At 44.9% G+C, this 12,503-nt stretch carries 12 protein-coding genes; 1 reads left to right on the forward strand and 11 read right to left on the reverse strand.

Annotated elements, in window-relative coordinates:
- Nucleotides 1–274: 274 nt before the first annotated feature.
- The 3 genes from MKY82_RS17835 to MKY82_RS17845 all read right to left on the reverse strand — a co-directional run bounded on the left by MKY82_RS17835 (nt 275) and on the right by MKY82_RS17845 (nt 2,408).
- The gene (locus tag MKY82_RS17835) at nt 275–1,105 is read right to left on the reverse strand and encodes an isocitrate lyase/phosphoenolpyruvate mutase family protein (protein WP_339294001.1); all 831 of its coding nucleotides are present in this window, start codon (nt 1,103–1,105) and stop codon (nt 275–277) included.
- Nucleotides 1,106–1,295: 190 nt separating this feature from the next.
- A complete protein-coding gene (locus tag MKY82_RS17840; RefSeq protein WP_339294002.1) occupies nt 1,296–1,865 on the reverse strand; it encodes a YdeI/OmpD-associated family protein in 570 nt (189 codons plus the stop codon).
- Nucleotides 1,866–1,943: 78 nt separating this feature from the next.
- Entirely contained in the window at nt 1,944–2,408 is a 465-nt protein-coding gene (locus tag MKY82_RS17845; RefSeq protein ID WP_194542971.1) for a VOC family protein, read from the reverse strand.
- Nucleotides 2,409–2,506: 98 nt separating this feature from the next.
- On the opposite strand from MKY82_RS17845, the gene MKY82_RS17850 reads away from it, so the two are divergent.
- Nucleotides 2,507–3,427 (forward strand): YafY family protein, encoded by a 921-nt coding sequence (locus tag MKY82_RS17850; RefSeq protein WP_339294003.1) that lies wholly within the window; start codon nt 2,507–2,509, stop codon nt 3,425–3,427.
- Nucleotides 3,428–3,446: 19 nt separating this feature from the next.
- On the opposite strand, the gene MKY82_RS17855 is transcribed toward MKY82_RS17850, so the two are convergent.
- From MKY82_RS17855 to MKY82_RS17890, 8 genes are all read right to left on the reverse strand, one after another.
- Entirely contained in the window at nt 3,447–3,941 is a 495-nt protein-coding gene (locus MKY82_RS17855; RefSeq protein ID WP_194542973.1) for a DUF4358 domain-containing protein, read from the reverse strand.
- Between the two features lie 4 nt (nt 3,942–3,945).
- Nucleotides 3,946–5,085, reverse strand: a complete 1,140-nt coding sequence (locus MKY82_RS17860; RefSeq protein ID WP_339294004.1) for a DHHW family protein — start codon at nt 5,083–5,085, stop codon at nt 3,946–3,948.
- Between the two features lie 12 nt (nt 5,086–5,097).
- The gene (locus MKY82_RS17865; protein ID WP_339294005.1) at nt 5,098–6,504 is read right to left on the reverse strand and encodes an MBOAT family protein; all 1,407 of its coding nucleotides are present in this window, start codon (nt 6,502–6,504) and stop codon (nt 5,098–5,100) included.
- A gap of 35 nt (nt 6,505–6,539) precedes the next feature.
- Entirely contained in the window at nt 6,540–7,223 is a 684-nt protein-coding gene (locus MKY82_RS17870) for a GDSL-type esterase/lipase family protein (protein WP_339294006.1), read from the reverse strand.
- Nucleotides 7,224–7,233: 10 nt separating this feature from the next.
- Nucleotides 7,234–7,935: an N-acetylmuramoyl-L-alanine amidase gene (locus MKY82_RS17875; RefSeq protein WP_339294007.1), complete on the reverse strand. Its 702-nt coding sequence runs from the start codon at nt 7,933–7,935 to the stop codon at nt 7,234–7,236.
- 180 nt (nt 7,936–8,115) lie between these two features.
- Nucleotides 8,116–9,936: a HAMP domain-containing sensor histidine kinase gene (locus MKY82_RS17880; protein ID WP_339294008.1), complete on the reverse strand. Its 1,821-nt coding sequence runs from the start codon at nt 9,934–9,936 to the stop codon at nt 8,116–8,118.
- On the reverse strand, nt 9,933–10,610 hold the full coding sequence (locus tag MKY82_RS17885) for a response regulator transcription factor (RefSeq protein ID WP_113058367.1): 678 nt from the start codon (nt 10,608–10,610) through the stop codon (nt 9,933–9,935). Before MKY82_RS17885 ends, MKY82_RS17880 begins: the two co-directional genes overlap by 4 nt.
- Before the next feature lie 412 nt (nt 10,611–11,022).
- The gene (locus MKY82_RS17890; protein WP_339294009.1) at nt 11,023–12,474 is read right to left on the reverse strand and encodes an extracellular solute-binding protein; all 1,452 of its coding nucleotides are present in this window, start codon (nt 12,472–12,474) and stop codon (nt 11,023–11,025) included.
- Nucleotides 12,475–12,503: the final 29 nt, after the last annotated feature.

The raw sequence follows: 12,503 nt of genomic DNA on the forward strand, positions 1-12,503 counted from the left end.
ATTCTTGCTTGGTTTTTTGTGAAGGCGCTAACATTTTATCGGAAGCAAGCAGCCCGCTTTCTGACGTTCACTCCCCCTTCCATCCAAACTTTTCACTGTCACGATGGATTATAATCCCTGCCCATAAAAAAAGGAGTGGGGCAAGCCCACTCTTCAGGGATACATTTTAACTGTAATCCATCACTCTGCCGATTCACCAGCAGCCATAGCGTTGCGGGAATGAGGATCTGCGCAGACGCTAGCTTCGTTGTTTGCTGCCAAGGCTACTTTTCCATTAAGGTGTTTCAGTATTCGATAAATCGTCGTAAGACAGGACTCTCGAAGTCATGTGCTCAAAAGTTCCCTCCTCCAAAATTTCATGGCCCATGCGTTGCAGAAGCGATATTGCGGCGCGAAAAGGTCCTGAGCCGGTGCTGATACGCTGAATCCCTAGCGCTTTAAGTTCATTTGCAGAAGGCATTCCCGGCCCGGCCAATACATTGATCGGACAGCTTACTTCATGGCGCAGTGTTTGGATGTCGGAGATTTCCTGGATTCCGGGGACAAAAATACAATCTGCCCCGGCTTCCTGGTAGGCATGGGCCCGCTTGATCGTCTCTTCAAGCCTCCCTGCAGGCGGCATAGACTTGATCCAGTAAGCATCGATCCGGGCATTGATAAAAAGAGGATAACCCATGGCATTCCCCAGCCCTCGGATCACGGCTATTTTTTTTTGCTGGACCGGAATATCAAGCAGCGGCGCTTGTCGGTCCATTCTGCTGTCTTCAATGTTAATTCCCGTTGCGCCCGCCTTGATCACCAGCTTAACCGACTCTGCGACTTCATCAGGTGTTTGTCCATACCCGTCTTCCATGTCCACGGTAACCGGAATATCCACGGTTTGCACAATCCTGCGTACCGTATCCAACATCCTATCAAAGGGCATATTCCGATCCGCATACCCATGGGAAACCGCAATGCCGGCACTTGTCGTGCCAATGGCCTTGAAGCCGCACTTCTCAAAAGTTTTCGCGCTTGCAGCATCCCATGCATTAGGCAAAATAAAGAAATCGGAATGAAGCTTTTTAAAGGCGGCAAGCTGTTCAAGCTGTTTTGTCATGTCCATACCATAACCCTCCCCATCTACATTCTGGTGTACTTTTGTATATAGTATAAACCGAGTACTATTCGATACACATCGAAATATGGAATGCACATTGCGCTTTAGAAGGATATGGTACAGTCTGTTAAGAATAATAATCAAAAGCTATAAGAAATTGAGTGAATACGGTTGTTGGCCTTCGACCCAGGAAATATTAATAATCTAACAGACGGCCATTATCGTTCCATTGACCGTACATCTTGTTTTCTCTCGTGTTGGTTATGAATTTGTCTAATCTGCTCTTAAATAATTCCGGCTGATTCTTATAGCTTTGTATCGTGTCGATCCGAACTCTTTTATAAAGATCCGGAAATGCCATGAAATTCTCATATACTTGCTTTTCCTCTTTAAGCCTTTGTTCGATGACCCCATCTATTCTGAAAGAACCGGGATCCATGTCAGGAAGAACCCTCCTGCCTTCGTCACTCATGAACCCCAACTTTTCGAGGCGGCGGACACGTTCTTTATTTAATTCGGTCCATGTGCTTTTTTTACTTCTAGGAGACAGTCTCTGGGCCAGCCCGGTTTCGGACACTTTCTTTTTGACTCCGTCAATCCATCCAAAGCATAAGGCTTCCTCAACGACGTCCAAATATAACAACATATCAGGGGCTGGTGTCATACTTACCAAGACCAAGCAAGACTTCTCGGTCTTGCCATGGTTCTGCAGCCAAATTCTTAAATCCTCTCTCGTTTTTGCTGGAATGACATTCTCAATTTTCATAGCTATAACCCACCCTCCTCCTTTCTAATGAGAATATAAAAACATGGCCTTTCATTGGAAGGCCATGTTTTGAATGAGTTACTGTTTGTTGGAAATGACACGATCAAGAAACTTATCTGCGTCGCTATTAAATTTCCAGGCAATTCCGAATTGATCAACCAGCATGCCAAAGCACGAAGACCAAGGGGTATTGGATAACGGCATTACGACATGACCGCCAACAGACAATTGGCTAAAGTAGTCTTCCAATGTTTGTTTATCATCCATGACTACACTAATAAGCACGTTATTTCCTTTTACCAACTCACCCGTTACCGCCTTCATGGAAGGCAAAATATCCGACATCATGATTTTTCCGCCTGCAAATTCTATTGAAGACTCCATGATCATATTTAATTCATTTTCTGGCAATGGATAATTTGGATCCTGCGGAAAATCCCTAAATTTCACTTTTTTTACCTCGTTCGCATTGAGAGCCTCCGAATAAAATTCAATCGCTTTTTCGGCGATTCCATCAAAATTCAAATATGCTATAGCTGACATAAAGTTGTACCTCCTTCTTTTGATAAATGAAGTATAATTTATTAGTGGTGACAGACGCATGTCACCATTTAAAAATTTGTACCAAAAGAGGGGCAGCTATGGAGAAGGTTGAAAGATTAATATCGATTATCATGATACTGCTAAAAAAAGATATCGTTTCAACAAAAGAATTCGCACAATTATTTAACGTTTCCAAAAGAACGATTCTTCGCGATATGGAAACACTGAGTTTATCCAACATCCCCATCTATTCTGTTCATGGAATTCATGGCGGATACGGTATTATGGATGAATACAAGGTGGATAAACGTCTTTTAAGCAGCTCCGACTTGGAGAATATTTTGACTGCGCTCGGCGGATTGGAACAAATTCTAATTAGCGAAGAAGTTGAAGTAACTATTAAAAAGATAGAAGCCATGGTTAGCCCATTGTCACTGAAAGGTTCAGTCCGACTGTCATTTTATGATTGGGAGGGTCGGTCCGAGGTTCTTCAAACCTTGAAGACATGCCAGGAATCGATCTCAGGGAAAAAGTTAATTTCATTTGATTATATAGATAAAAATGGCATGATAACGAATCGAATCGTCGAGCCTTATCAGCTTCATTATAGCGAGACGAGTTGGTATCTGAAGGGATTCTGTTTACATCGTCAGAGCTATAGAGCATTTAAATTATCCAGGATCGATAATCTCAATATGAATGAAGAAACCTTTAAACCGAGAGATTATGCATTAGAACAAGAAACAACCCGTTATCAACCGCAACTAGTCGCTATAAAGGCATTGATTTCGCCAAGCATAAAAGATCAATTCATTGAAAGGTACGGTCGAAAGAGTATTTCAATCTATAATTCTGAATATTTCTTGGCAACCATTTATGTACCTCAAAACCATATAGGATTTCAGTTTTTAGCAGGTTTCGGCACGAATCTGGAAATCGTAGAACCTGAATCATACGTGGAAGAGTTTCGAAAGTATTTATATAAAATGGTGGAGAAATATTCTTATTTGGAAAATTAGGATTTGAGCTGGGCTTCTGTTAAAAAGCACTGTCAAACATGCGTTCCATTGATTCGGCGTCTTTAGAAACCGCGAAGAAAATAAATCGCCCCTTCGTCTTTAACACGTGATTATCGACCAGAAAATATTCATCGGGGCGATAGTCCTTGAATTTCATTTTCTGTGCTTCGATTCGTTGCTCCATATTCACTTTGACGCTTTCTGCCTGACTCTCATCCTTCAGCTTGATAATGGCCAATTCATCAGCTTTTACATTCGATGTAGACGTATAAAGAATAAAATCATCCATGCTGTCTGCATCCATCTTGTACAATTTCTGCAGCTTATTCAGATCCTGCTTTTTCATGTCTTTTAGGCTAACTGCCTGCTCGATACTTTTTCCGATTTCGGTGGCAGTCAATTGTTCTGAAGTCTTGTCATCCTTGCCTGCGCAACCGGACAATACGCCAATTACGACGATGAATGCAAGCATAACGGGGTAAAAACTCCTTTTCCCGCTCCATTGTTTCTTCATTTAATCACTCCGTTACATTTTTGATGGATGGGTCCTCGAAAAACGTATTCGCATTATAAAGCAATAGCATGTCCTGGATCCCCTGCTCGTTCACGAAAGACGCTAAATCCTCATCATAATACCGAAGGTCTACCACATGTATTTCGCTAAAATGCTTAATTAAGAAAGGAATCAGGCTGTTAGCGTACGAATCTTTGACCACCAGCAGCTTTCTATCGCTCGGATTAGCCGTTTTAATATGGATTCGTGCATGGTTACCGTTAAGAAACACCGCATATTTATCCTTCCTGAGCAGCTGCTCCATCGCATACAATGAATCCGTGGTCTTCTCTTCATCGACATACGTTACGGTATATTTCTCTTGATCCTTTGACATATAAAGCTCCAAACGATCGGACTGTACATGTCTGAAACCGCTTTTTGAATAAAGCGAGCCGTAAAATACATCGGTTACTTGCTGGATGTTAAACTCTTCCTCTTCCTGTGGTGTCAGCCCCATTTGTCTGCAAAGTTCCAGGTAAGCGATATAAGCGCCTTTCGTCGTCCAATGATGATCGGTTTTATAATATATAGGTTGATCACGCGCAGCATATAAACTTGGAAAAACATCGATAAAACGTATATTGGGATTCAGCCATTGCTTTACTTTTTTCAAGTATGCTTCTTGATCGCCGATGATCGCATATTTCGGGAGCTTGTCTTTATATAGAGCGGCTGCCGTTGGTACCAGCATCACATATTTATTCATTTCCGTCGTGGCCTGGTCAAACGAATGAATGGCTTCGAGCTTCTCCCTCAAGTCCTCTTCCGCCGGGGAAATAACATCCTGAATCAGATACCCGTTTGTTCCTAGGTAAACTCCGTTGCTCTCCTTTTTTCCCAAGAGCCGGTCCACATCGGTTTTTGCCCCGATCCAAAAGTCTCTGAAAACAAATTGGTCGGACACATATTTTTCGAAATCGGCTGTGAAATCTCCTGACAGCAATGCTTTCAGCGACAAGTGCGGCAGCTGCTTCAGCATCCGGTTTTCCGACTCCGAAAATGAACGATCCACCGCCAAAAGATGAAGAACTGCGATTACGCTAATAAATAGGAGCAGCAATAAGGCCAGCAATTTATTTTTTAAATTTTTGTAATATCCCATGGCTGTCCCCTTTTAAAATCGAAAATATAAAAACGGATTGTAGGTTTCATTGACCAAATAAGCCGTCGACAGGATCATGAATAAAAAATAGATAAGCGGAACGGTAATCACGCCGGCGATTCTCCATTTTTCCCTCATGCAGGATAACATCTTTCCTGGAAGCGGAGTAACACAGATTGCCAACACGACAAACAATACACCATTCGCAGACAAATCATAGAGCGCCTGCTGATCCGCAAAAGCATGCCCGCCGAAACCGAACATCACGCCGATGAAACGCCAAGCGGAAGCCAGTTGCTCCATTTCGAACAATACCCAGCCGATCACAACGACCAGAAGCGTGTAAACATGGCCGACAAAAGCGGGTAAACGTCCAAGACTTTGCAAAAGAAATCGTTTCTCGATGATCACAAAGAATCCGAAATACAAACCCCACATGATAAAGTTCCAGCTGGCTCCATGCCATAATCCGGTTAAAAACCATACGACCAGTAAATTCCTGAGCTGCTTCATAAAGCCTGACCTATTACCGCCAAGCGGTATATAAACGTACTCCCGAAACCAGCTGCCGAGCGAAATATGCCATCTGCGCCAAAATTCGGTTACGCTTTTTGAGATGTAGGGGTATCGGAAATTTTCCATGAAATCAAATCCGAACATTTTCCCTAGTCCCCGAGCCATGTCAGAGTAACCACTGAAATCAAAATAGATTTGCAGAGTAAATGCGGTAATGCCAAGCCAGGCGGAGAGTACGCTCAATTCCTCGATCGGCGTCGCTTTAACACTCGCCCACAATAATCCGATATTATTGGCCAACAGCACTTTTTTGGCAAGTCCCCTGATGAACAGCTCCGCCCCTTCGCCAAAACGGTCCAGCGACACCTTACGGGAAACGAGCTGTTCCGCGATATCGCCGTATTTGACGATGGGACCCGCTACAAGCTGCGGGAACATGGTCACATATGCCCCAAAAGAGATGAAATTCTTCTGCACCGATACTTTATCCAAGTATACGTCAACGACATAAGACATCGTTTGAAAGGTATAGAAAGATATGCCAACAGGCAGCGGCAAATCGGTCGCTTGGATATTCATATGAAACAACAGATTGATGTTGTCCACGACAAAATCCGCATATTTGAAAAATCCGAGAATACCCAGACTGCCGACCATCGAGCCGATAAAAATCGATCTGGCCATCAGCTTCCGATGTCTATACTTATCGATCAGCAGCCCGTTGATATAATCGAAGACCGTGGAGAAAATCATGATGAAAATGTATATGGGCTCTCCCCATGCATAAAAAATCAGGCTGACAACAAGGAGGACAGCATTTCTAAAATTCATCGGAGAAACGTAATAGATCAGAATGGTGACCGGCAGAAAGAGGAACAGGAATATTAGGCTGCTAAAGACCAATACTCACACCTCCATGTTGATTGATCCATAACACGTTATTCCACTTGATCTTTTACCAGGTCCAGCATGCTTGAGTAAAACTCCGGTTTAAAATGAATCCCGTCCGAATCGTACAGATTATTTGAGCCGTTTGAAAATATCGGGGACAAATCAACATATCCAATGTTCTCTTTCTCCGCCAACTCTTTTAAGCCTTGGTTATAATCATTGATATTTTTATATCTTGGTTCCAGCTCTTCCGCTTCTGCCGTTACCGGGGTTACCGATAAAAGAGTTATTTTCGCTTGTGGAAGCTTTTCCTTGATTATACCGATCAGCTTCGCATAGTTTTTCAAGGAATAGGTTTTGGGGTTATCCGTTGGCCATAAAATGTCATCCGATCCCAAGTGGATAAAGATATGTTCTGGATCCCGCTTAGTCAACTCAGCCATATCTTGAAGTGCAAACTCCGCCGTTTTTCCTGCGCCTGCCAGAACATTCTCCTCTTTAAGCACATCATGAAATGATAAACACTCCGTAATGGAATCCCCCACAAAAACGCTGTTCTGGAAAAGTGCTTGATACTCGGTTTCTACGGAGCCTTTTGATTCCGTTGCCTGTCCTTGGTTTCGTGTGGTCGGTTGCTGCGGACTCGAGCTTGAGGATTCGTTTCCGCATGCTGCCAATACAAGTGCAATACTCCCAAGGAGTAGGGTTGCAACTATTTTTTTCATGTTCATGTTCCTCTCTTTAATTTAAATTTAAAGCTTCTTTAATTCCGTCCAGAATGGAGCTTGCCATCCGGTATTGGAAATCTTCCGTCAGCATTTCATTCTCTTCTTGCGGATTCGTTAAATAACCCATTTCGATTAGAGCGGCCGGCATGTTCGAATCCTTCAAGACAAAGAAATCCTCTTTTTTTACTCCCCGGTCCCGAAATCCGCTGGTCTGAACCATATGCTTTTGCATAATTTCCGCCAGGAACTGGGAATCTTCATGATAATAGTAGGTTTCTGTACCCGAAACACTAGCGTCTTCGTACGTATTTCCGTGAATGGATATGAATAAATCCGCCCCCAGTCGATTGGCGATTTCCGGCCGTTCCCGGTCAATCGAAGATATAAAGCGATCCTCTGATCGAGTGAGAACCACTTCAATCTGCGGCTCTTGTTTTGCCAGTTCTTCTACCTTTAGCGCTAGCTGCAGCGTAAAATCCTTCTCAAAACTACCACTGGCTCCCGTTGCGCCGTTATCCTTACCGCCATGTCCTGAATCAATCACGACCTTATAAGGCGTTTCTGACCGGTATTCTAGCGTTCTTATCTTATCCGAGCGGACATCCATGCCGGCTTTGCGGTCGCTTGGCGTCCCTTCCCTCGAAACAAGTTGACACAGCAGAACGATCACCAGCGCAGACATAAGAGTGATTATAATCGAGCTGCCTTTTCTCATACGTTCTCTCCTCCTCCTGATAAAAGTGTAGTAGCCCGAGATCAAGATAAGGTGCAGATGATATCAAACTTTCATAGAGTAATAGGCTTTGGCGGCGGCAAACAAAAAAGAGCTGTTCCTGACAGGTCCATAAGAACCTTCAAGAACAACTCTTCAATTAAAAAAGCGCAGAACCGGGTTCTACGCTTTCTTATTCAAATGAAAATAGAATAGGACTCCATTAGGAGTGTTGGTTACACCATATGAGACACCATGCATTTCCAGAATCTTTTGGGAGATGGAAAGGCCCAGCCCGGTCCCTCCAGTCGACCGTTTTCGGGAAGGCTCGCCGCGATAAAACCGGTCCCAGATCTTCTCAAGCTGTTCGCTTTGAATGTGGGCTCCTTTATTTTCGATGCATACTTTAACGGTGTCCCCATCTTCCAAGATACTGACGAGAATGGACTCCTGCTCCGGCGTATAGCGAATCGCGTTGCTGAGGAAATTGACAACGACCTGCTCCATTCGCCGCTCATTTGCCAGCACTTCGACTGGCTTCAGTGACATATCAAGATGTAACTGCTTTGTTTCGATGTCCGCAGCCAATTTTGTACATACCCGCTCGATAACGGTGTCGATATAAAAAGAATCAATGTCCATGGTATACGTTCCGGATTCGTACTTGGCCAATTCCAGCATATCCACGATCAGCAGATCCATTCTTTTGACCTCGTCCTCCATCGCCTTAAAGTAATAATCCCTTTTATGGCTTGCCACCCCGTCCTTCATAATAGCCAGACAGCTCTGAATAACACTTAACGGAGTTTTCAGCTCGTGGGATACGCCGGATATAAATTCTTTTCTCGTATTCTCCAGCTGCTTTTCTTTCTCGATATCCTGCTCAAGCCGAAGAATATGAGAGTGCAGGCGCTCGGAGAGCTCATTAATGTTGCGTGATAAGTCCCCGATTTCATCCTTCGTTGTAATGGGGATTTTCTCCGAAAAATCAAGGTCTGCCATTTGCCGTGTGGTACGGTTGATGCGCAGCAGCGGCCGTGTGATCTGTCGAGAATAATAGAACGATGCCAGCACCACGAGAAGCAGAGTAGCAATAATGATGTACACATAGTATTCCTTGATCATCCCTGCGGCTTCATTAACCGGCTGGAGTGACGCCATCGCGAACAGATATGCGGGATTTCCGTCGCGATCTTGGATGCGATTCACGATAATTTTGTAATTCACATCATTTTCTTTATAATCTACGATCTGATTGGGATTCTTGCTATCCTTCCAGTCGCCGTACAAAAGATCCGATTGGAAAGCCTTGATGCGGTCCAGCAACAAGTGATTGGTATAACGCGAGACCCCTGCGCCTTCCGGTAACTGGACCTTCATAATGGTTCCCTCGACCAGAAATGTGGGATATTTCTCAAAGTATTGGTTCGGACTCGCAAATCGAGTGACGACCTCGTACTCTTTTCTCACCATCTGCGAATTTTCCAGCCTGCTTTCGTCTCTTAGGTTAGAATTGCCCCTTCCCATCCGCTGGATCACCGGCTGGCCATTCATAATCAAACCTTCCATGGCGATCTCTTCCCCTTCTTTAATCCAAGGCGTGAGGAACGGATTATCACTGCTGAAGTCCTCTACGTCGATCACACTATACAGAGGAATGGTCATCGTTTTATTGGAAAACATGGTTTCTTCCGAATGTCTTAGCTTGACTTCCATGAAGAAATCATCGGTGTACTTTAAATTACCTTGGGTGTCCACAGTCGTAACCCAGATGTTATGCTTTTGATAAAAATCTTGCTCCAGCTTTGCCGTCTCCTGCGTGTCCGTTGTTTGATTCAGGTAGTCTTGTTCGTAAGCCTGAAGCGCCGCGCTCACGTCCTTCACTTTCTGATGAACATAATACTGTTTGAAAAATACGGTCTGCAAGGTAAAGATAATAGCTAGAATAAATAAGCATAATCCCGTCGTAAATAGAAACAGCTTAAGAACAATGCCTTGTTTCATAACTTGTCCTCGAACTTGTAACCTGATCGAACGATCGTAGCAATATGCTTGGCGTGCTCTCCCAGCTTGGAACGCAGATTGCGGATATGACTGTTGACCGTACGCTCATCACCGACAAAATCATACCCCCAGATTTTTGTAATCAGCTGTTCTCTGGTTATAATAATTCCTTTGTTTTTCATCAGATAAGCCAAAATTTCAAATTCCGTATGCGTCAAACTGCAGTTTTCCCCATCCACCGCCACCGTTCGGGATGGAAAGTGGATGGAAATACCGTTGCTGGACAATGTATCGTCTTCTTGTTCCCGAGTCTGTCTGCTCTCCAAAAGCCGCTTCGCCCGTGCCAGCAAGATTGGAGGGCTGTACGGTTTGGTTACGTAGTCGTCGGCTCCCAGTTCAAAACCCATCAAGGTATCATCCTCATCCGAACGGGCCGTCAGCATGATAATCGGAACGTTAGATACTTTTCGGATGCGTTTGCATACGGACCATCCGTCCAATTCAGGGAGCATGATATCCAGTATGATCAGATCCAGCTCATGTTCCTGGAATAGCGCCAAAGCTTTTCTGCCATCATCCGCTTCGAGCACTTCATAACCTTCTTCAAGCAAATAATCTTTTATGATTTCTCGTAAAATATGCTCATCTTCTACAATCATTATTGTTTTAGACATGTGACAACCTCTCAAATTTTTATGAGCATGAGCATTAGTCCCTCATACTCACCAGTGTGTAATTCAGTTGGATCGTAACACTTTTTCAAAAACTAGACAAACGTAGTCATCTGAGACACAACTCTAATTTATATTGGGACTAATCATAGAATAGAGAAATCAAGATCGGGTGCAGACAAGATCAATATGGAGTGATTATGTAACAAGCTTCGTCTTAAGCTCTTGTCGTTCAATTAGGAAAAAAAACTGATACTACAAACTGAAAAAAGCCGCAATTTATGCGGCTTTCAAAATCCATATGTCATTGTCATCTGAGTCATCTGACAATTTCGGCGTCCTGCCATGAAGTTCCTTCATACATTTAATTACCGCTCAAACTACCTGACGTAATGAGACGGAATAAGAGTTTCGTTCACTTCTCCATTCCCGTACCGGCGCCCGTCAGGCCCAGACGGCTGTTGAACAGCTGCTCAATTCGGGTGCAGGTATCCGCCGGGGTTTCCATGCCGGCCCACAGCAGATTCAGCTCATCCAGGAGCGTCGATATTTCAGATTGGCTCAGGTTGAGGGTATGAAGCGGATAAGCGTGAGGCAGCACCTCCAGAAAACGGTTATAGTGCTGCGGATGAATGTCCGGATTCAGCAGACGGTCATCTTCGGCCACCGACCGCAAAGCCGGAATGGTGCAGCCGTGCTTCTTCAACAGCGTCTGCGCCTCCTCACCTGTCATAAAATCCACGAGTTTCTCAGCGATATTCCGATGACTGCTCGCAGCGTTGATCGACAGCCCCCCTCCAAGCAGCATCGTTGCGGGCTTGGTGCCGTTCGGCAGGGTCATTACATCCCAGTCGATGGAATGATCGCGGAATTCATTCATGAAGTAATAGGTGGACATGATCATGGCAACCCGTTCCTTCATAAAGAGGCTCTCGGCTAAATGGCTGCTGCCATGGGAGAAAATCGGCGACACATGCTCCTTGTACATAAGCGATACGCAAAACTCCAAAGCTTCGATATTCCGCTGATCCGCCATCGTGCTCCGGCTGCGGTCTGCAGCCATAATGCTGCCGTCATTTTGAAGCAGGAAGACCGGCCAGCGGTTCGGAGACGAGGAGAAGCAGAAGCCGTAATGATCGGTCATTCCGTCTTCGTCCGGGGCCGATGTGCAGGCTTTGGCCGCCGCCAGCAGCTCCTTCCAGTCGCCAAGACTGATAGGGTAAGGCAGGCCGTGCTGACGGAAGATCGAACGGTTGTAGCAGATGACCACCGGAGAGAACACAAACGGCGCCGCAAGCATGCTGCCCTCATCGTTGAACAGGTCGAACACCCTCGGATAACTGACCCCTTCCTCCATGAGACGAGGAGGAACATATCCTGTCAGCAGATTCGCTCGCCCGCTTTCGGTCCATTCCCGGAAATGCTGATCCGACATAATAAACAGATCGGGGCCCTGACCGTCATCAATGGATCGAATGATGGTTTCGGTGTAGAAGTCCTCGGCGTACAGCACCATTTCCACCTGAACGAACGGATGCTTCCGCTCGAACGCTTCGATCATTTTCTCGATAATCGGAATTTCATAGGAGGAGGAGAACCAGGCGAGTTTCAGCACGACAGGCGTTCTGTCCTCATCCGGCTCCTTCACACGGTTGCCCTTGCCCGCAATCTTCTCGATCAGTCCTTCGTTCACCAGCTCATCCAGCGCCTTCCGGATCGATACCCGGCTCATTTCATACTTCTGGCTAAGCGTATTTTCCGGCAAAATAAATTCACCCGGCTGCAGAACGCCGGAGACGATTTCATTTCTCAATTCCTGGACAAAGCGTTCATAACGCTCATGAAATTCATTTCTTCTACGCAACAATATATACCGCTCCTATACATGTCTATAAC

The sequence above is a fragment of the Paenibacillus sp. FSL W7-1279 genome, from assembly GCF_037969845.1.
Taxonomy (GTDB): Bacteria; Bacillota; Bacilli; order Paenibacillales; family Paenibacillaceae; genus Paenibacillus_AQ.

Excerpts from the sequence above, each read along its gene's own strand:
- MKY82_RS17835 (WP_339294001.1), bottom strand. The coding sequence starts at position 1,105 with ATGGACATGACAAAACAGCTTGAACAGCTTGCCGCCTTTAAAAAGCTT.
- MKY82_RS17840 (WP_339294002.1), bottom strand. The coding sequence starts at position 1,865 with ATGAAAATTGAGAATGTCATTCCAGCAAAAACGAGAGAGGATTTAAGA.
- MKY82_RS17845 (WP_194542971.1), bottom strand. The coding sequence starts at position 2,408 with ATGTCAGCTATAGCATATTTGAATTTTGATGGAATCGCCGAAAAAGCG.
- MKY82_RS17850 (WP_339294003.1), top strand. The coding sequence starts at position 2,507 with ATGGAGAAGGTTGAAAGATTAATATCGATTATCATGATACTGCTAAAA.
- MKY82_RS17855 (WP_194542973.1), bottom strand. The coding sequence starts at position 3,941 with ATGAAGAAACAATGGAGCGGGAAAAGGAGTTTTTACCCCGTTATGCTT.
- MKY82_RS17860 (WP_339294004.1), bottom strand. The coding sequence starts at position 5,085 with ATGGGATATTACAAAAATTTAAAAAATAAATTGCTGGCCTTATTGCTG.
- MKY82_RS17870 (WP_339294006.1), bottom strand. The coding sequence starts at position 7,223 with ATGAACATGAAAAAAATAGTTGCAACCCTACTCCTTGGGAGTATTGCA.
- MKY82_RS17875 (WP_339294007.1), bottom strand. The coding sequence starts at position 7,935 with ATGAGAAAAGGCAGCTCGATTATAATCACTCTTATGTCTGCGCTGGTG.
- MKY82_RS17880 (WP_339294008.1), bottom strand. The coding sequence starts at position 9,936 with ATGAAACAAGGCATTGTTCTTAAGCTGTTTCTATTTACGACGGGATTA.
- MKY82_RS17885 (WP_113058367.1), bottom strand. The coding sequence starts at position 10,610 with ATGTCTAAAACAATAATGATTGTAGAAGATGAGCATATTTTACGAGAA.